14 protein-coding genes are annotated in these 18,547 nt (G+C 54.2%); 1 reads left to right on the top strand and 13 read right to left on the bottom strand.

All coding sequences use genetic code 11. From position 1 onward, the window contains the following. The first annotated feature begins 52 nt into the window (after positions 1-52). Positions 53-1,330, top strand: coding sequence for a phosphoribosylamine--glycine ligase (purD, locus tag JC616_RS22790; RefSeq protein ID WP_107801027.1), 1,278 nt, complete (start codon positions 53-55; stop codon positions 1,328-1,330). 69 nt (positions 1,331-1,399) lie between these two features. Here the strand turns inward: purD and rfbC are convergent, their stop codons facing one another. The 13 genes from rfbC to JC616_RS22725 all read right to left on the bottom strand — a co-directional run bounded on the left by rfbC (position 1,400) and on the right by JC616_RS22725 (position 18,546). Continuing rightward, entirely contained in the window at positions 1,400-1,945 is a 546-nt protein-coding gene (gene rfbC, locus JC616_RS22785) for a dTDP-4-dehydrorhamnose 3,5-epimerase (RefSeq protein ID WP_227105624.1), read from the bottom strand. 16 nt (positions 1,946-1,961) lie between these two features. Next, positions 1,962-2,849 carry a glucose-1-phosphate thymidylyltransferase RfbA gene (gene rfbA, locus JC616_RS22780; RefSeq protein WP_205464805.1) on the bottom strand — a complete coding sequence of 296 codons (888 nt, stop codon included), beginning with the start codon at positions 2,847-2,849 and terminating at the stop codon, positions 1,962-1,964. Further along, positions 2,846-3,772, bottom strand: coding sequence for a dTDP-4-dehydrorhamnose reductase (gene rfbD, locus JC616_RS22775; RefSeq protein WP_227105621.1), 927 nt, complete (start codon positions 3,770-3,772; stop codon positions 2,846-2,848). The genes rfbA and rfbD overlap by 4 nt, the downstream gene beginning before the upstream one ends. Beyond that, the gene (gene rfbB, locus JC616_RS22770) at positions 3,765-4,826 is read right to left on the bottom strand and encodes a dTDP-glucose 4,6-dehydratase (RefSeq protein ID WP_227105619.1); all 1,062 of its coding nucleotides are present in this window, start codon (positions 4,824-4,826) and stop codon (positions 3,765-3,767) included. The genes rfbD and rfbB overlap by 8 nt, the downstream gene beginning before the upstream one ends. A gap of 254 nt (positions 4,827-5,080) precedes the next feature. Beyond that, entirely contained in the window at positions 5,081-6,313 is a 1,233-nt protein-coding gene (locus JC616_RS22765; RefSeq protein ID WP_227105617.1) for a capsule biosynthesis protein, read from the bottom strand. 13 nt (positions 6,314-6,326) lie between these two features. Next, a complete protein-coding gene (locus JC616_RS22760; RefSeq protein ID WP_227105615.1) occupies positions 6,327-8,366 on the bottom strand; it encodes a capsular polysaccharide biosynthesis protein in 2,040 nt (679 codons plus the stop codon). Beyond that, on the bottom strand, positions 8,363-9,235 hold the full coding sequence (gene galU / locus JC616_RS22755) for a UTP--glucose-1-phosphate uridylyltransferase GalU (protein WP_227105613.1): 873 nt from the start codon (positions 9,233-9,235) through the stop codon (positions 8,363-8,365). The genes JC616_RS22760 and galU overlap by 4 nt, the downstream gene beginning before the upstream one ends. A 30-nt stretch (positions 9,236-9,265) precedes the next feature. Continuing rightward, a complete protein-coding gene (locus JC616_RS22750) occupies positions 9,266-10,717 on the bottom strand; it encodes a glycosyltransferase family 2 protein (RefSeq protein ID WP_227105612.1) in 1,452 nt (483 codons plus the stop codon). Positions 10,718-10,727: 10 nt separating this feature from the next. Next, entirely contained in the window at positions 10,728-11,498 is a 771-nt protein-coding gene (locus tag JC616_RS22745) for a hypothetical protein (protein WP_227105610.1), read from the bottom strand. Between the two features lie 172 nt (positions 11,499-11,670). Next, positions 11,671-14,370: a glycosyltransferase family protein gene (locus JC616_RS22740; RefSeq protein WP_227105608.1), complete on the bottom strand. Its 2,700-nt coding sequence runs from the start codon at positions 14,368-14,370 to the stop codon at positions 11,671-11,673. Beyond that, a complete protein-coding gene (gene wecC / locus JC616_RS22735; RefSeq protein WP_227105607.1) occupies positions 14,360-15,730 on the bottom strand; it encodes a UDP-N-acetyl-D-mannosamine dehydrogenase in 1,371 nt (456 codons plus the stop codon). Before wecC ends, JC616_RS22740 begins: the two co-directional genes overlap by 11 nt. 8 nt (positions 15,731-15,738) lie before the next feature. Beyond that, positions 15,739-16,872 carry a non-hydrolyzing UDP-N-acetylglucosamine 2-epimerase gene (gene wecB, locus JC616_RS22730; RefSeq protein WP_227105606.1) on the bottom strand — a complete coding sequence of 378 codons (1,134 nt, stop codon included), beginning with the start codon at positions 16,870-16,872 and terminating at the stop codon, positions 15,739-15,741. Between the two features lie 15 nt (positions 16,873-16,887). Beyond that, positions 16,888-18,546 (bottom strand): polysaccharide biosynthesis/export family protein, encoded by a 1,659-nt coding sequence (locus tag JC616_RS22725; protein WP_227105605.1) that lies wholly within the window; start codon positions 18,544-18,546, stop codon positions 16,888-16,890. Between the last annotated feature and the right edge of the window lies 1 nt (position 18,547).

Raw genomic sequence — 18,547 nt, 5'->3', positions numbered from 1 at the left:
TGAAGAATCCGGCGCGTTGCGACGCGCCGTAAAAACGAGTGGAGCATCGAACATGAAAGTACTGGTTATCGGCTCCGGCGGACGCGAGCACGCGCTGGCCTGGCGCATCGCCAAGTCGCGCCGGGTATCCAAGGTCTTCGTCGCGCCCGGCAACGCCGGCACCGCGCTGGACCCCAATCTGACCAACGTCGAGCTCGGCAGCGTGGCGGAGTGGGTGGCTTTCGCCAAGCAGGAGAAGATCGAACTGACGGTGGTGGGCCCGGAAGCGCCGCTGGCGGCCGGCGTGGTCGACGCCTTCCGCGCCGAAGGGCTGCGAATCTTCGGCCCCACCCAGTATTGCGCGCAGCTGGAAAGCTCCAAGGATTTCGCCAAGGCCTTCATGAAGCGCCACGGCATTCCCACCGCCGCGTACGAAACCTTTAGCGACGCCGCCGCCGCCCATGCCTATGTCGACGCCAAGGGCGCGCCCATCGTGATCAAGGCCGACGGCCTGGCCGCCGGCAAGGGCGTGGTGGTGGCGCTGACGCTGGACGAGGCGCACGCCGCCATCGACGATATGCTGGTGGGCAACAAGATGGGCAGCGCCGGCGCGCGCGTGGTGATCGAGGACTTCCTGCAGGGCGAGGAGGCCAGTTTCATCGTGATGGTGGACGGCGACCACGTGTTGCCGATGGCCACCAGCCAGGATCACAAGCGCTTGCTGGATCAGGATCAGGGCCCGAACACCGGCGGCATGGGCGCCTACAGCCCGGCGCCGGTGGTGACGCCGGCGGTGCACAACCGGGTGATGCGCGAAATCATCCTGCCCACGGTGCTGGGCATGAAGAAGGACGGCCACAGCTATACCGGTTTCCTCTACGCCGGGCTGATGATAGACGCGCAGGGCAATCCTTACACCATCGAGTTCAACTGCCGCTTCGGCGATCCGGAAACCCAGCCCATCATGGCGCGTCTGAAGTCGGACTTCACCGTGTTGTTGGAAGCCGGCGTCAACGGCCGCCTGAACCAGGTGGAGGCGGAATGGGACCGGCGCGTGGCCTTGGGCGTGGTGCTGGCGGCCGAAGGCTATCCGGAAGCGCCGCGCAAGGGCGATCTGATCAGCGGCCTGCCGCCGGAGAGCGAGGACGGCATGGTGTTCCACGCCGGCGTCAGCCTGGACGCGGACAAGCAGCTGCGCAGCAATGGCGGCCGCGTGTTGTGCGCGGTGGGCCTGGGCGACAGCGTCAAGATGGCGCAGGGCAAGGCTTACGTGCTGGCCGACCAGATTCAGTTCGCCGGCAAGCAGATGCGCCGCGACATCGGCGCGCGCGCTATCGGCCGCAAACATTAGCGTCTTGCCGCTTGATAGAGAAACAGCGCCGCAAGCGGCGCTGTTTTCATTTTCGGGCTTGGTTCCGGCTCAGCCCAGTTCGGCCTGGCGCAGGCCGGGCGCGGCGCCGTCCTTGGCCGACAATTGCGGCTCGCCGTCCAGCGGCCAGGCAATGGCCAGCTCCGGATCGTTCCAGGCGATGGAACGCTCCAGCTCCTTGAACCAATAGTCGGTGGTTTTGTACAGGAACTCGGCGCTGTCCGACAGGGTGAGGAAGCCGTGAGCGAAACCGGGCGGCACCCAGAGCTGACGTTTATTGGCGGCGGACAGGTGTACGCCCACCCATTGGCCGAAACTGGCTGAGCCGGGGCGGATGTCGACGGCGACGTCGAAGACTTCGCCGGCGATCACCCGCACCAGCTTGCCCTGGGCGTGCGGCGCCAGCTGATAGTGCAGGCCGCGCAGCACGCCCTTGGCCGAGCGGCTGTGATTGTCCTGGACGAAGGGCGCGGCGCGGCCGACGGCGGCTTCGAAACGCTGTTGATTGAAGCTTTCGAAAAAGAAGCCGCGTTCGTCGCCGAATACGGCGGGTTCGATGATTTTGACGTCGGGAATGCGGGTGTCGATGATATTCATGTGTCGCTCGTCAAGATCAATAGACCGGCTGATCCAGCATCGCCAGCAGGTAGCGGCCGTAGCCGGTCTTCTGCAGCGGTTTGGCCAGTAGGCGCACCTGCTCGTCGCCTATCCAGCCGGAACGGTAGGCCACTTCCTCCGGGCAGGCCACTTTCAGGCCCTGACGGCTTTCTATGGTGGCGATGAACTGGCTGGCTTCCAGCATGGATTCATGGGTGCCGGTGTCCAGCCAGGCGTAGCCGCGGCCCATGGTCTGCACCGAGAGCTGGCCCTGTTGCAAATAGACGTTGTTGACGTCGGTGATCTCCAGCTCGCCGCGCGGCGAGGGTTTGATCGCCTTGGCGATGTCCACCACCTGCTCGTCGTAGAAGTACAGCCCGGTCACCGCGTAATTGGACTTGGGCTGCGCTGGTTTTTCCTCGATGGACAGCGCTTTGCCGTCGGCGTCGAAGGCCACCACGCCGTAGCGTTCCGGGTCGTTGACGCGGTAGGCGAACACGCTGGCGCCGCTGCGCTTGGCGTTGGCGTCTTGCAGCAAGGCGGAAAAGTCGTGGCCGTAATAAATGTTGTCGCCCAGCACCAGCGCCGACGGCGCGCCGGCCAGGAAGTCCTCGCCGATGATGAAGGCCTGGGCCAGGCCGTCCGGACTGGGCTGCACCGCGTATTGCAGCCGCAGCCCCCATTGGCTGCCGTCGCCCAGCAGTTGTTCGAAACGGGGCGTGTCCTGCGGGGTGGAGATGATCAGGATCTCGCGGATGCCGGCCAGCATCAGCGTGGTCAGCGGATAGTAGATCATCGGTTTGTCGTAGATGGGCAGCAATTGTTTGCTGACGGAAATGGTGGCCGGGTACAGCCGGGTGCCGGAGCCGCCGGCCAGGATGATGCCTTTGCGTGCCTGAGTCATTGAGTGTCTTTCTGTTGCGGCTGGGCGCCGAGTTCGGCCAGCACTTGTTTGACGCCGCTTTCCCAGTGCGGCAGCGCAAGGCCGAAGGTCTGCCGCAGCTTGGCGCAGTCCAGCCGGGAGTTGGCGGGGCGGGGCGCCGGCAATGGATAGTCGGCGGTGGTGATCGGCTCGATGTCGGCCGGAGACAGCCGCAGCGCATAGCCCAGTCTGCCGGCCTCGGCCACCAGGAAGCGGGCGTAGCCGTGCCAACTGGTTTCGCCCTGCGCCGCCAGGTGGTAGCTGCCGTAGGCGAAGCCGGCCGGGTCGCGCAGATAGTCGCGCAGCAGGGCCACGGTGACGTCGGCGATCAGGGCGGTGGAGGTGGGCGAGCCGATCTGATCCGCCACCACCTTCAGGCTGTCGCGTTCCTGCGCCAGGCGCAGAATGGTCTTCAAAAAGTTGCCGCCATGGTCGCCGAACACCCAGCTGGTGCGCAGAATCAAGTGCCGCGGCGCGGCGGCGCGCACCGCCTCCTCGCCCGCCCATTTGCTTTGGCCGTAGACCGAGCGCGGCCGGGCCGGGTCGTTCTCGCGCCAGGGCTGTTCGCCGGCGCCGTCGAATACGTAGTCGGTGGAGTAGTGCAGTAAGAGCGCCTGGTGCTGAGCCGCCCATTGCGCCAGCAGCGCCGGCGCGGCGGCGTTGACCGCATGCGCCTGTTCCGCCTCGCTCTCGGCGCGGTCCACCGCGGTGTAGGCGGCGGGATTGACGATGATGTCGGGCTGGTGGCGTTCCAGCGCCTGGCGGACGCTGTCTGCCCGGCTCAGGTCCAGTTCGGCCCGGCTGAGCGCGACGACCTCGCCCAGCGGCGTCAGCGCGGTCCGCAACCGATGGCCGAGTTGGCCGTTGACCCCAGTCAGCAGAATGGTGGGTGAGCGCTCAGCCATAGTGCTGGTTCACCCAGTCGCGATAAGCGCCGCTGCTGACGTTGGCGACCCAATCCTGATGTTGCAGATACCAGGCCACGGTTTTGCGGATGCCGCTGTCGAAGGTTTCCTGCGGCTTCCAGCCCAATTCGCGCTCCAGCTTGCGCGCGTCTATCGCGTAGCGGCGGTCGTGGCCGGGGCGGTCGGCGACGAAGGCGATCTGTTCGGCGTAGCGGCGCGCCGGGTCGGCTTGAGGCGCCAACTCGTCCAGCAGCGCGCAGATCGTCTTGACCACGTCCAGATTGGTTTTCTCGTTCCAGCCGCCGACATTATAGGTTTCGCCGGGCACGCCGGCTTCCAGCACGCGGCGGATGGCGCTGCAATGGTCTTTGACGTAGAGCCAGTCGCGCACCTGGCTGCCGTCGCCGTAGATGGGCAGCGGCTTGCCGGCCAGGGCGTTGAGGATCACCAGCGGAATCAGCTTCTCCGGGAAGTGATAGGGGCCGTAGTTGTTGCTGCAATTGGTGGTCAGCACCGGCAGGCCGTAAGTGTGGTGCCAGGCGCGCACCAGGTGGTCGGACGCGGCCTTGGACGCCGAGTAGGGACTGTTGGGCTCATAGCGGTGGCGCTCGGAGAAGGGCGCGTCGTCGGGTCCCAGCGTGCCGTAGACTTCGTCGGTGGAGACGTGCAGCAGGCGGAAGGCGGCGCGGTCCGCGTCCGCCAGCCCTGTCCAGTAGCCGCGCACGCTCTCCAGCAGATTGAAGGTGCCCACCACATTGGTCTGGATGAAGTCGCCTGGTCCGTGGATGGAGCGGTCGACATGGCTTTCCGCGGCGAAATTGAGCACCGCGCGCGGCTGGTGTTCGGCCAGCAGGGCGTCGAGCAGCGCGCGGTCGCCGATGTCGCCGCGCACGAAGACATGGCGCGGGTCCTGTCCCAGGGTTTTCAGGGTGTCGAGATTGCCGGCGTAGGTCAGCGCGTCGAGATTGATGATGCGCTCATCGCTCTGCGCCAGCCAGTCCAGCACGAAATTGCCGCCGATAAAGCCGGCGCCGCCAGTGACCAAAATGCTCATATTGTTCTTTCAGTGTTGCTGCAGCTCAAAAATAAATATAGAGAGGGCGGTTGTTTGTCATGTGTGGAAAATCCTAGGCTTTGCTTCCCCTCGATCGCCAATTCTGAGTTTAAAGCTTCTGGAGTTCAATACGTTTTCTGTGATGGCGTGGGTGAGCAAAACCAGCCGACGAAGAGTGCAAGCCGCGGTTGGTGGGTAGGCGATGATTTTTATCGCTATACGAGATCACAGGGTGGGGGAAGCGGGAGGCTTGGCTAGCGGACCGGGTGAGTCGCAGTTGGGCGCGGATCAAGAGGAAAAGATCGCTCCAGCCAAGGCGAATAGCCAAAGTAAGCACCATTCAGTTGGGTATGTTTGACGAGATAGGAGCGCAGTTTCCGGTACAGCCAGGCCTGAGGCGGCGGTGGCCGGCTCCAGAATTGATGCAGCCCGGTTTGGCAAGTCAGGCCGGGAATATCGTATAGCGCCCGCCCCAAGGTGATCAGGGGCTTGTCGTGATGCAAGGCGGACAAGCCTACGGTGCTATTGATGGTGACGACGCCCAGGCTATGTTTCAGCAAGCTGGGCAAATGACCGTCGTGCATATAGTACACGCGGGACGCGATACGGTTTTGTCTGGCCAGCCTGGCTATATAGGCCGAATAGTTTCTATGGCCCCGATCCAGCGGATGGTGTTTCAACACCAGAGCCGTATGTTGCGGGGCGTGTTGGGCAAAAGAAAAGATCACCTCCGCGATGAATTCGCGCATATCCGAGTAAGGGCTATGGTGCAATACCTGGCTGTCGTTGAAGACCTGCAAGGGAACCAGAAAATAGCGTTGGTCCCATTCGCGCAGGATATGGCGACGCAGTCTGTGCTCCAGGGCCTGATACAGCGCTTTGCGCCAGCCGGCGCGCAGCCAGAAGAAGCATTCGCGAAAAGGGGAGAAGTCCTTGTGATGCTGATAATGCGGGTAGCGCGCGCGCCAACACCAGCCCGCGACATAGTAGCGGGCGGCGTCGAAGGCCATCCGGCGAAAAGACGCTCTGGTGGGCGTGGGGGCCGGCGGCTGGCTGGCTTCGTATCGCAGCATCGCGGCCGGATTGGCGGCCAAGTGGGAGTGGGCGTTGACCCCGTCCTGTTCCAGCGTGATGTAGTCGGGGCGCAGATAACCTTCCTCGAAGGCGTAGAAGGCTATGGCCTGTTCCTTGCAGACCCGGGCCGCTAGGCTGTGGTAGCGGCGGCAATCGCCGAAGCAGACGACGGCGTCGATACGCTGGGCCCGTAAAAACGCCTGTAGCCAGGGGGGGAAATCCTCCGGCCGCCCACGGTAGTCGGTGGCGTCCAGATGCCGGTGATATAGCCGGTCCCCGCCGTTGAAATTGATCTTGGCCACGTGCGCGCCGTGGCGATTCAACCAACTGGCCAGTTGATTGAAGAAGTGGCCCATCGGCCCTTGCAAGAGCAGCAGGCGTTGATGGGAGAGCAGGGCTTGAGCGGCGAGCATGACGGGCGCGAGCTCAAAGCAGTGTGCGCAGCAGGCCCAGGCCCTTGCGCCACTGTCTCGCCAGCCAGTGCGAGCGGGTTTGAGCGGGTCCGAGCGACTGCTTGCGTCGCCACAGGTGTTCTACCACGGCTTCGGCTCTGGCAAAGCCCGGCTGACCCGGAATCACATAACGCGGGTAGGCAATCAGCGTCCCATAGACCAACTGCTCGAGAGTGAGCCGGCGTTGCCTATGGGGCAAGGGTCTTAGGTCTTGAGTCAGGCCCCATCCGGCATAGAAAGGCATGCCGTAGCAATGCACCGGCTTGCCGCGCAGCAGGGCTTCGAAGCCTGTCAGGGAGGTCATGGTGTGGACTTCGTCCGCGACGGCCAGGCAGGCCAGGATGTCGGCCTTGGCCGCCACTTGGTCCGCCAAGCGGGCCGTTTCCTGATCGGGGATGGCTCCGCGCCGGTTGCCGGAGGCGACATCGGGGTGGGGCTTGTAGATCAGCCAGGCGCGCGGACGCCGCCGGCGCACTTCGCGCAACAGCGATAGATTGTCTGTGAGCCAGGGGGAAGCTTCGCGGAGGGAGGCGTCGTCTTCCACTTGGCCGGGAACCAGGACGATGGTTTTTCCTGCTGCCTCGGCGGAGAGCTCAAACGCGGCGCCCACATTGTATTTGCTGATTCGCAGTTCCAGCAGCCGCAGCCTGAGGCGCTGGGCGCGGAGAATCTGCTGAGGCTCCGGTTCGAGTTCGCCGAGCAGCTGTTCCAGGCGAGAGGAGGGTGTCGGCGCGTAATAGAGGCCGGCGTCGTCCACCACCACGGATAAGGGCGGCTGCAAATCGGAGCCCAACCCGAGAGAACGGATGAATCCGTCTTCCATTCTGAGCAAGGGCAGGCCGCGCCGTGCCGCCAGAGCGGCGGCGTCCCGCGCCATGCCCCAGGCTACCAGCTTGCTGTTTGGAGGCAGCCGCGGCGGCAATCGGTCTGGTCTGGAGATGAAACGGATCTGGTTGCCGGGCTGTTTCAGAAAGGGCCACACCACCGCGCGTTTCCACCAACTCATGCCGACACACCACAGAGTGCCGCTAGTTTGTTCCCGTAGGGTCCGGTTCAGATGAATCCATTCCGCCACGTCGAAGAAGGTACTGGGTTCGCCGGTTTCCGGATGAATGTAGCGGGCGTATCGCAGGTAGGCGGCGTGAAACAACTCTTCTAAAGTCCGGTGGCAGTGCCGGCGCAACTTTAGTGTGGGCATTTCTGGATGACGGTCATCGGTCAGCCCCCAGCCCGCATACCAGGGCATGCCGAAACAGACGACCCGGCAGCCGGCAATCAAGGCTTCGAAGCCCATGTGAGAGGTGGCGGTGTACACCACGTCAACCTGGGCCAGCAGTGATTGGGGGCAGGCGTCTTCTGCGATCAAGCGGGTGCCGGGAGGCGGGTGCGGCAGATAGCCCCGTTTCTTGCCGGCCACCACGTCGGGATGCGTCTTTACCCAGATTTCCGCTGTAGGGTGTTCGCGGCAGGCGGCTTCCAGCATGGCTTGGAAAGTGAGCGCGTCCGCGCCGCCCAATTGGACGGATACATCGCCTGTCGTTTGATCCAGCACTAATACGCGTGGGCGGCCGTTTTTGGGGGGCAAGGCAAGGGCTGGGGCGTGGTTGTATTTGGAGAGCCGGTCACGGCGCATCCGTTTCAGGCCGCATTGAGCGTCCAGTTGCTCGGATGGGGATAGCGATGTCGAAGCAATCAGCCGTTCCAACTGTGATGAATGGCCAGCGTCATAGTAGATGCCTATCTCGTCTATCAGCAGAGACAGAGGCGGCTCGCCGTTGACGCCTAGGCCGAGCGAGCGCAGAAAGCCATCCTCCAGTGCGATATAAGGCAGGCCGCGCTGTAGCGCAAAGGCGCGGGCGCGACGAGCGGATGGGCGCAAGCCCCAACCGACCACGGCTGTCAGAGGGCTAGTTGGGAGTAGCAGCGGCCAGCGGCGATGGCAGACCGGCAGACCGGTCAACTCCTGCAGATGAGGAATACGGGCAATGCCATGTGAAAGAACGGCAATTGTCACCGCAGGTTTTCCGCCAAAAAAGCGGAGAATGCTTGATGCGTTTCAGGGTGTTTTAAGCCAAATTTTACAGTCGCTTGCAGATAACCCAGTTTGGAGCCGCAGTCATAGCGAATGCCTTGTAGTGGAAGTGCCAGTACTGGTTCATCCTTAATGAGGGCCGCAATGCCATCGGTCAGTTGAATTTCACCGCCTACTCCGGGTTTCAAATGCCTAAGTCTGTCAAAAACACCTGGTGTCAGGATATAGCGCCCCACTACGGCCAGCGTGGAAGGCGCTACGGAGGGGTGAGGCTTCTCCACAATGCTGGTGATACGTTGCACGTTCTCATCCTGCATGGATGTTTCCACAATACCGTAAGAGCGGGTGGCTTCGCGCGGCACGTTTTCCACTCCTAGGATAGAAGTGGGCTGCTGTTCATATAGCTTTACCATTTGTGCCAAGGCACCAGGCTCACTGTCTATCAGATCATCAGCCAGAATCACGGCAAATGGTTCATTGCCTACCGCTGGCTGGGCACACAATACGGCATGCCCTAGTCCCAGCGCTTCGGCTTGACGGATATATAGACAGGAGACATGCGGTGGCAGGATGCCTTGCGCCAGTGGCAAAAGTTTGTGTTTGTTGCGCAGCTCCAGTTCGGTTTCCAGCTCGTAAGCTTTGTCGAAATGGTCTTCGATGCTCCGCTTGTTGCGGCCGGTGATGAAAATGAGCTCAGTCATGCCGGCTGCAATCGCCTCCTCCACCGCGTATTGAATCAGAGGCTTGTCGACAATTGGCAGCATTTCCTTGGGGCTGGCCTTGGTGGCCGGTAAAAACCGCGTACCCATGCCGGCTACGGGGAAAACAGCCTTTTTAATTCTGCGTGTCATGAGAGTATCCGGATGTTATCAAAAATTAAGTTACTGTGAGCGCAGGGTTGACAAGCTTTGTAGCGCGTCGTTTGGTTCTACAAGAATTTTGCTTGGCGCGGAAAAGGGCCTCTGCTGTAATGCAGTGATAATGTCTGCATTGATTCTGGGCACTTGTTTGCGTGAGAGCATTTCGAGATGCCAGTTGGACCAAGCCTCCCAGTAAGCGAGCCGCTGTGGAGATATGGCGGTATCTGAATACCCGGTATCGCTTGCGGTCATCAGTGAATTTGGGCGGTGGCAGCCTAACGTCAATGGTTGGCGGATTTTCTTGATCGCTTTGGTACCGAACACCACACGTAGTCGAGCCAGAAACTCGCTGTCCGCTCCTGTTCGGACACAGTCCCATGGTCCCGTTGCATACAAAACTCGCTCACGCCGAAACAGTGGGGAAGCCGGATTGAGGCGCATGAGTGGATGCACAGGGCGGGCATAAAATACGCCATCGTCCTGAATGCGTACCCAGTTGGAGGTTGTGCAGATAAGCCGGCTATCCGCCAATAATGGAGTCACCTGTCGGGCAATTCTTTCCGGATGCATCCAGTCATCCGAGTCGTGGCAAGTGACAAACTCGCCTTTGGCGCGTTCCAAGCCGATGCGCTTGGCAATATAGGTACCGACATTCTTCGGTAAGCGAATCACTTGTACTCGTGTATCGCGCTTGGCAATAGCAGTAAGCAGGTCTGGCGTTTGATCGTCGCTGGCATCATCCACCACGATTAATTCCAAATTCCGATAACTTTGCGCTAATACGGATTCGATAGCTGCCAGTGCGCGGGTACCCGTCCGGAATGTTGTCATAAGCACAGAGACCAATGGACCGATGACCGAAGTACTAGCATGGAGAACCGTCACGTTCAGTATAGAAGGTGGCTGTGACGTATCGAGTAGCCACAATCGGGGTACCTCATACGCGGCTAGAAAGGCATTGAGCCGATGCAGTTGGTCTAGGGGTGTTCCTCCGTCTGCATTAGTGAGCAATAGATATAGTTCAGGTTCTTGTTGCAGGGAGTGTTGCGACTGGTTCCGAAGCAGGTGTTGAGCCTCCATAGTTTTGCCGTTCCGTAACAGGGCTGCGGCTAATAAAGTGGAGGGGGGGGCCGGGCTGTTTTTTAACAAGGATAGTGCTTCTTCTGGCAAGAATGGTAAAAGCGCATCGGCCAGAGCAATGTCGTGTTGTCGCCAGCAAGCTTGCTGGCGGAATCGTTTCAACATCTGCCGTGCCATTGCCATTTGGCCGCAGGCAGCTAACGACACTGTTTTAGCAAACACCCCACGCCAACCCAGTTTGTGGGATACGGCTTGAGAAACTGTCAGGTAGGCCCCCAATTGATAAAATGCCCATAGCTTACAATTTGTCAGTGCCCAATTTTGAGTGGATGGAAGAGAGGACAGGGCTTTTACGAAGTGATTTTTATTGAAGTGCCAAATAAAGTGAAGCATATATTCTTATCTAGAATAATTCATTGGAAAATTGGGAGCGAAAATTTTCCAGTAAAAAATTATCTTTGCATATGTGCTGATCTACAAACAATTCAATTTCTTTTGTTCCAACTCTTTCCGCAGAGTCATTTGATCCGTGATTGACAATGTAACAAGTGATGGGGGCTTTCAACGCTACAAAGCTCCGGCCGTAAGCTATTGATGAGGTTGGGAATTTTGTATGGTCTTTCAATGATGAGAAAAATGAATTATCGCTATCGAATTCAATTATATCTAGCTCAGATATTTTAGAAATAAAACAACTTCCACAGTTTTTATAAAATATTTTCGACTTACCGTCTAAATGGGATATTTTTTTTCTGTTGTAATCAAAAACATACCCAGAGTATAAGGCGATGTCATCAATGGCGGGGTTTTCATTGAATGTTTTTGATATGTCCGTATAGAAAGATTTTGCAACTAAATCATCAGCATCAAAAAACATAAAAAGATCACCAGGTTTGGCTGTCGATAATATTTTATTCTTGGCTAATATTTTCTTTGACATTTTGTCCAGCATATATCCTTGTTGATTTTTTGGAATAGGGATGGTGGCTTGTATGAATGATATGTTTTCTGCTATGTCTTCTAGGAAGTCAGGCTTTTCATGCCCAGCAATAATTATGGAGTACTCTCCACCTGATATATGAATAGACTCTATGGTAGACTTTAGTTGGCTACATACATTATTCCAATTGTTGGATGTGTGTTTTGATCTAAGAGGTATGGCATAGTAAATCATATGGCCTCACTGCTGATTGGTGATTGATAAGTAATTTTTACATTTAGAATAAATAATAACTTACGCTGAATAATGACTCTCTCACGAGTGATAATTTAAATCATACTTGGAATCTATTTTACAGAAATGCAACTGGTTTTTTTGATGTGTTAATAGGTTGCATGAATTTTGTTCATATAAATGAAGCATCTGTATTGAGGTGGTTGAATATAGGCGTGCAATTTTTTAGATATTCTTCATCAGAAATTGACCATGTATGCGTGGTTGGCTTGTGACGCATTTGGATGAAATTGTATTTGTCAGAAGAATAAATAAGAAAACCATTCTCTTTGCACTCTCTAAGGAAATTAGTGTCCTCGCCGCGGTTCTTGGCATGGAAGCGTACAGTATTGAAGATGTGTCTTCTAATGATCAGAGTGCCTCCAGAAATAAAGTCAGTATATATGTTGTCATGACCTTTATTTTTTATTCCCATGCTACGGGCTGCTTCAACAAAACACCAATAAGTGTGTTTTCCAACTATATCGGCGCCACTGTAATTAAGTGCAATCAAACTATCTGTAAGGTAATGTGGGCCATACAAATCATCATCATCCATTTTAGCAATATAATCCCCAGAGGCTTTGTAAATGCCAAAGTTCAAACATTCGCCAAGAGTTTTTTCTTGTGGTAATTGAAATACCTGAGTGTTTTTAAGATGGGAAACCTGGTTTTTTACTTGGCCAATATTGAACTGATCATTATTCAGAATAATGATCAGTTCTTTGTTTTTATGAAGCTGCCTGCAGTAATTCGCTATCATTATTTTTATATTTTGTAGACGGTTAGTGCACATGATAGTGCTGACTTTGTCGACTTCGGCCTGCTCAACGGGGAGTTTTAATCTATAAGCAATATCTGCGAATCTCTTCGCATAAGTATGTTTTTGTAGACAGTGCCTAGTTGCTTGATGATTCATTGCCTCACGCTCAAGGTCTGAACTTAGTAAAAATTTCACGGTCTCGGCGGTTTGTTCTTGTGAGTTGACAATTTTTACATGACCAGCGAGCATCTCATCAATACCCTTAGATGGAGTAGAGATAATTGATGTGCCACAAGCCAAGATTTCAAATACCCGCCGTGAAAACATGGTTGGAGAATCTTGTATCGTATTAATATTCAGAAAGACCTTATACTGGCGATAGGCTGTTATCATTTGCGCATAGTCTAATGACCCCACAATAAAAGGCTGGTACTTTATCGGGAAGATGCGAGACTCTCGATGTTTTGTCGCATATAGCATGCGATCATAGATGTGAAGCTGGCGGTCCAAAATGCCATCGAGAATTATTTCTGTCTGTATTCTACGAGTGTCATGGCCATTGTTATACCAACTACCAGCAAAACAAATATCGTATATTGGAAGTTTCTTATTTCGGATTGGATTATGAAGGGCTGGTTGAGCAGCAAAAGCGAGTGGATAAACACGATTGTGACCCACTCGTAATTTATAAGTTTCAATTAAATTTGAGTCGGTAGTAAAAATGTAGTCACATTCGGCAGCAACATCAATAAATATATTGTAGTTAGTAGGGTCTTCTTTATTCCAAAAAACCACGGGAATATTTTTTATTTTGCAATATTGAATAACGGCTCGTAGTGGGTCTCCATGCTTTCCCTGAAAGCTCGACATAGAGTATATCCACTCACCATCGTTTCCATTCCAGGCTGATTCAATAAAAAACATTGTCGGAGAGTTATTGTCAATTTCATCTCTCCAATGATTTTTGGTCAAAGGAATAAAGTTGGCCTCGTAATGGAAGCAGTCAAAAGTAAATTTATCGGTAATACATACAACGTTGAGGTGCTGATTGCGTTTATGGCCTTTGGCTTCAAACTCTGGCCAAGTGATATTGTCGCGTCGCCTGCCTGAATAAATAATTCCAACACTTTCAAGAAGCTTGGCCTTTAATTCGTCGTTGAATGGTTTTGCTTGGAGCTTTCCTTTTTTCTTTGCCGCCCTAATTTTTATCAAACGTTTGGGTGTGAGGAAAAAATCGTGCCACGAGCCGCTTACCATTTGCGCAACTGTCTTTCCAAGGTGGTATTGAAATGAGGAGGCTAGTTTTTCTTTTTCATATAGTGCTTTTGCAAGTTTGTTAGTAAGCAGTTCTTCTTGCTTGTCTTTCTCTTCGACTCCTTGCGGGACATCTGCGAGTAATTCTTGAATAGTTTGTAGTTTCCACTCGACCTGTTTACTAATTTGATTTATTGGATCAGTGTCATCAAAGGTTGTTTCAGGCAATGCAGGTTCTTGAGATATCCACATGGAAGGTTTTCTGATCGTTACGCATCCTTCTCCTGAGAGTTTGATTGCGAGACGGAAGCTTTTAGCCTCTTCGGGGGGCTGAAACTCAACCTTGTTAAGGTTGTTGTAAATGAGTTGGTATTTGTGCCCAATTCTCATTTTTTCATCATAAAAAATTATAAACACTGCACAGGATGGACGCTTGGAGCCGTACTTACAGTGTATATGTACTTGATAGGTTTTCTTAGTTTCAACCGCCCATTTCTTCTCTTTAGGTGGTAAGTCGAGGAATCCCGCATCAGTATAGATGTAGATGCTCTTTCCCGACTCTGTCTTGACCTCTACAATTATTTCATCATTACCGCTAGCAATATTTTTAATTAGGTGTGCTTGAGTCGTGTCTGAGACAGACCATTGAGTAAGCTGAGTGTTCTTATTAAATGAAAAAAATGAGCTATTTATCTCGGAAAAAATATTACTTCCGACTTTTTTTGTGATGGTGGCGAAAATGGTCGTAAGTATTTCGTCGTACTTTCTTACGACACTCTTTAGGTTTTTATCCTGCAGCGTTTTTTTAATGTTCATGACTTAAAGTTTCGGGCAGCGTGATTTTTGGAAGGGGGAGGTTGTGTTGCGTCTTCGATTTATTTGTCGATACCAATCGACATGGTTGACGATTGTATGCACCAACAGTATCAATAATTAGTTGATTTATTGGTCTTTCAGACTGGATGTTTGTTGACTGATTAAAATCTTTATGAGCCACAAGAAAAACTAGTATGTGAGATTTTGCAATAGCTGTTTCTAATGTGACGAGTGGAATCGCTGAGGCGTGAATTTGTGTGGGTACGTGTTCAATATTGGGCTCGACGGCAAGAATCTGGCCAGGGTAAAGCTGGGCTAAACCAAGAGTGATGTCGAGTGCAGGACTGCCGCGTAGATCATCAATATCAGGCTTGAAAGCTAGACCTAAACACGTAATTTTGATGTCTTTCTTGGACATGCCTTGTTGGTTTAAATTTTCTATAGCTTGATTTACTTGTTGGATCACCCAGAATGGCTTGCTGTCATTGATTTCTCGTGCAGAGCGGATCAGGCGGGTTTGTTCAAATGCGCTGTGAACGATAAACCAAGGGTCGACAGCGATACAGTGTCCACCGACACCAGGGCCGGGTTGTAGAATATTGACTCGCGGATGGTGGTTGGCAACTCTAATCAACTCCCAGACATTGATGTCCAGTTTGTCGCAAATTAAAGATAATTCATTGGCGAATGCAATATTAACATCGCGATATGCGTTCTCTGTTAGTTTTGCCATTTCTGCAGTACGCACATTGGTGGGTATTAACTCTCCTTTGACAAATATTTTGTAGATATCTTTGGCTTTCTGTGTTGAGATATTATTGATGCCGCCTATAAGTCTATCGTTTTCAACTAGTTCGCGAATAACTTGACCTGGCAATATTCGCTCTGGGCAATAGGCAATATAAACATCGCAATCTTCTGATTTCGCATTAGCGAATTTTAAATCTTCCCGCCATTGCTTTAACCATTCCACCATCTTCTCTGTTGTACCTACGGGAGATGTAGACTCCAAAATAATCAAATCGCCTCGTTTCAACACATTGGCAATGCTTTTTGCTGCGGCCTGAATGTAAGAAAGATCTGGCTTGTAATCTTCTTTAAATGGAGTTGGCACCGCGATTAAAAATGCATCAGCGGGTTCTGGCTGCGTGGATGCCCGCAAGTAGCCTGCGGTGACGGCCGTATGGACAATGCTGTCCAGACCGGGTTCTACAATATGAATTCGGCCTTGATTGATAGTGTCGACAGTATGTTGATTGATGTCGATGCCAATGACTTTAGTTTTTTGGACGGCAAAAATAGCAGCGGTAGGTAGCCCGATATAACCTAAGCCTATAACTGAAATGGTTTTATTGATCATGTGTGGTCTCAAAGGTTGTGTTGATGGTTTTTTAAGAGGAAATCGATAATGCGAGAACTGGATTGACCGTCGCCATAGGGGTTATGGGCTTGAGCCATTTTTTGGTACTGCAATGGCTGATCAAGTAGTTCGCTACAAGCATGCAGAATTTGTTGAGGATCAGTGCCGACTAAACGTGCAGTACCTGCGGCAACCGCTTCCGGGCGTTCAGTCGTATCCCGCATGACGAGTACAGGTTTACCCAGCGATGGTGCTTCTTCTTGAATGCCGCCTGAATCTGTCAGGATTAGCGTGGAGCGGGACATCAGATAGACAAAGGGCAGATAGTCTAATGGAGGAATAAGCTGCACATTGTTTAGATCAGAGAGGTTTTGTTCTACCGGTTGTTTGATATTTGGATTGGGGTGCACCGGGTAAGCAAAATCGATTTCTGGATATTTTTTAGACAATTGCTTTATGGCCTCGCAGATATTGAGAATGCCATCGCCAAAGTTCTCACGTCGGTGCGCTGTCACTAGTACTGTGCGTTTACCTTTATCCAAGAAGGGAAATTGCTTGTGCACGCTGTTACGTAAGTTACTATTATTTTCAAGCTTATCTATGGCTATCAGCAGTGCATCAATGACTGTGTTGCCGGTAATAAGAATTTTGTCAGAGGGGATGTTCTCACTGCGCAAATTGTCATAGGCGTTCAGCGTCGGGGCAAAATGATAAGCGGCCAGCGCTCCGGTGATGCGGCGGTTGCCTTCTTCCGGCCATGGCGAGAGGATATTGCCAGTGCGCAACCCCGCCTCTACATGGCAGACGCGGATTTGTTTGTAGAAGGAGGCCTGAGCTGCAGCCAGCGTAGTGGTGGTATCGCCATGCACCAGCACATAGTCGGGTTGGAGTGAGTCAAGTACTGGTGAGAGTCTAGTGATGATATCCGTGGTGATGCTTTGTAGATTTTGTCCTGGACGCATGATGTCCAGATCATAATCCGGTGTAATATCGAATAGCTCAAGTACCTGATCCAGCATCTGTCTATGTTGAGCGGTGACACAGACTTTTGCCTCGATTTGGGTGCTGCGTGCCAGTGCTTGAACGAGAGGAGCCATTTTGATAGCTTCGGGTCGAGTGCCGAATATAGTTAAAACACGCATGATGTTCTCCAGCGATCACAGATTGAGAATGACTTTTGCGGCAACGGCAATTTGGTAAATGATTTGGGATATTCCGCGTACTACTTCAATGTTTTTGCTGCTAATTTTCGGCAGCACCATGACTTCGTCACCGGCAACCACCTGGTCGCGAGAGGCCGCGGCTTGAACTTCGCCGTTTTGTTTTATCAAGATCAGGCGGGAGTGGTCGGCCCCTTGGGAATAGCCGCCAACACGGTTGATGTAGTCACCGACATTAAAGTTTTTCTGCCAGCTAACGGCATTGGGAAACAGCACCTCGCCATGTACCATCACGACGCTGGTTTTTTCAGGGATGCGGATAATGTCGCCATCCTCCAGCAAGGTGGTTTGCAGGTTGTCCTGATTCAGTACCACTTGTCCCCGTGGTTCAATCTTGCTGGCTTGGGCCACGAAGCGTTCAATCAACTCGGCTTCTTTAACCCGTAAATCCGCTTCTTCCTTGGTGGCGGAGCGGGCGGAGAGCGCAGCCTCCTGCAATTTCTGCAATGATTGTTCCAGCATGGTTTTTTGCCGCTCGGCCACTGATTTGCGGAACAGCTGTAGCGCGTCCACCCGAGACATGCTGTTGGCCTGAACCTTGGCCAGCACGTCGGCCATGCTGGCTCCGTAGGGCAGTACGATGGCGTGTTCGCCTGAATGAGCGCCTTCCACTCGCACCTGGATCGTGCCGGCGTAACGGTCGGCGCTGATCAACAGCTGATCGCCATCCTGCAACATCACATTTCCAGCCTGTTCCAGCGGGTAGTATTCGCTGCGCTTCTGCGTGCCCTGGCGACGAATGATGCTGGCGTGAGTGGCTCCGGGCTTGGGGCGGGAGACTTGCAAGGCTTGCTGTAGGCTGATGCTGTTCTGTCCAAATTCGAAGTCATAGGCATTGAACACCTCGCCGCTGACCGTGAAGGTATGCTGGCGCGGACCGACCACAATGACGTCGCCGTCGGAGAACTGCGTCATGTCCATCCGGCCCTGAAGCAGAAAGTCGTAGAGGTTGACGCGTTGGCGCACGATGTCGCCGCGCTTGATCTGAATGTCGACATAGCTGCCGCGCTCGGCGTCGACGCCGCCGGCCTTGTCCAGATAGCTGAGCACGCTGTCGGCGGCGATGCCGCCGTAGAGGCCGGGTTGTTTGACAAAACCGGTGACGAAGACCTTGACCGGCTGAGCGATGTCCAGCGCCGCGTAGACGTTGACGTTGGCCTTGTAGACGCGACGCACTCGGTTTGACACCGCCGTGTTCAATTCGCCGTTGCGTATGCCGGCGACCGACACCGGGCCGATGTTCGGAATGAAAATATTGCCCTGGGGGTCGATGAGCAGCTGCGCGTCAAAGTTGAAGGCGCCCCATAGGCGCAGCGCGATGCGATCGCCGATGCTCAGCTGGTAGTTGGGGTTGAAGCCCAGGCCTGCGCTATTGCGGAAGGCGCCGCCAAAAAGTTGCGAGCCGAACATGCGGCCGGGCGCTTGTGGCGGGACGATGATCGGGGCCTCCTGTGGCGGAGGCGGTATTGCCCGCTCGGCGGCCTGCTGCCGCAGGGGCTGCTCCGACTCTGCTTGCGAGCTGGGCAGAAGCGACACTGCGTGAGCCTGGCTCAGGACCAGGCAAAGAAACGGGAGAATCTTGGCGTGTTGCATCATG

Source organism: Chromobacterium rhizoryzae, assembly GCF_020544465.1.
Taxonomy (GTDB): Bacteria; Pseudomonadota; Gammaproteobacteria; order Burkholderiales; family Chromobacteriaceae; genus Chromobacterium.
The sequence above is the reverse complement of the archived record's forward strand: the minus strand, read 5'-3'. Positions and strand labels throughout refer to the sequence as shown.

Excerpts from the sequence above, each read along its gene's own strand:
- purD (WP_107801027.1), top strand. The coding sequence starts at position 53 with ATGAAAGTACTGGTTATCGGCTCCGGCGGACGCGAGCACGCGCTGGCC.
- rfbC (WP_227105624.1), bottom strand. The coding sequence starts at position 1,945 with ATGAATATCATCGACACCCGCATTCCCGACGTCAAAATCATCGAACCC.
- rfbA (WP_205464805.1), bottom strand. The coding sequence starts at position 2,849 with ATGACTCAGGCACGCAAAGGCATCATCCTGGCCGGCGGCTCCGGCACC.
- rfbD (WP_227105621.1), bottom strand. The coding sequence starts at position 3,772 with ATGGCTGAGCGCTCACCCACCATTCTGCTGACTGGGGTCAACGGCCAA.
- rfbB (WP_227105619.1), bottom strand. The coding sequence starts at position 4,826 with ATGAGCATTTTGGTCACTGGCGGCGCCGGCTTTATCGGCGGCAATTTC.
- JC616_RS22765 (WP_227105617.1), bottom strand. The coding sequence starts at position 6,313 with ATGCTCGCCGCTCAAGCCCTGCTCTCCCATCAACGCCTGCTGCTCTTG.
- galU (WP_227105613.1), bottom strand. The coding sequence starts at position 9,235 with ATGACACGCAGAATTAAAAAGGCTGTTTTCCCCGTAGCCGGCATGGGT.
- JC616_RS22750 (WP_227105612.1), bottom strand. The coding sequence starts at position 10,717 with ATGCTTCACTTTATTTGGCACTTCAATAAAAATCACTTCGTAAAAGCC.
- JC616_RS22745 (WP_227105610.1), bottom strand. The coding sequence starts at position 11,498 with ATGATTTACTATGCCATACCTCTTAGATCAAAACACACATCCAACAAT.
- JC616_RS22740 (WP_227105608.1), bottom strand. The coding sequence starts at position 14,370 with ATGAACATTAAAAAAACGCTGCAGGATAAAAACCTAAAGAGTGTCGTA.
- wecC (WP_227105607.1), bottom strand. The coding sequence starts at position 15,730 with ATGATCAATAAAACCATTTCAGTTATAGGCTTAGGTTATATCGGGCTA.
- wecB (WP_227105606.1), bottom strand. The coding sequence starts at position 16,872 with ATGCGTGTTTTAACTATATTCGGCACTCGACCCGAAGCTATCAAAATG.
- JC616_RS22725 (WP_227105605.1), bottom strand. The coding sequence starts at position 18,546 with ATGATGCAACACGCCAAGATTCTCCCGTTTCTTTGCCTGGTCCTGAGC.